Annotated in this window: 1 pseudogene; it reads right to left on the bottom strand. The window is 65.2% G+C overall.

The annotated features are described in order from the left end of the window. A pseudogene (locus tag CRD60_RS09245) lies at nt 1–351 on the bottom strand (hypothetical protein); the annotation flags it as partial. Nucleotides 352–434: the final 83 nt, after the last annotated feature.

Below are 434 nucleotides of genomic sequence, written 5' to 3'. Positions count from 1 at the left end.
AAGGTGGATAGAGGAGGAGAGAGGGGAAGGGGAGGATAGGGTTGAGCGCAGCGGGTAGACGACTGGCGGAGACGATAGAGCAGCCGGCATAACAGCGCGAGTTAGGTTGTTGTGTGCAGGCGGAAGACGGCATACGGGGGCAGGCTCGGTCACGTGGGCGAAGGGACGGTGGGTGAGCGCGTGGACCAGCAGGTCGGGTTTGAGGGTCTGGCCCAGGGCCTTGAAGAGCTCCCGTGCGGGCAGTTCCTGGGATCTGGGCCCTTGCGGCCCCCGTCCGTCAGCTGTGTCCTGTGTTTCCGCCTTGGTGTGACCGGCCGCCGATGTGCCGTCCGCCTGTGTCGATGAGGTCATGTCCGCTCCTTGCCTCGCCCTGTAGCCGTCTGACGGCCCAGGCCGCACTTGCCGCCGGGTGCCGTTACTGCCGAGTATAAAAG

Source organism: Bifidobacterium aemilianum (assembly GCF_003315635.1).
GTDB classification, from domain to species: Bacteria; Actinomycetota; Actinomycetes; order Actinomycetales; family Bifidobacteriaceae; genus Bifidobacterium; species Bifidobacterium aemilianum.
This window is presented reverse-complemented; position numbering and strand designations above follow the sequence as displayed.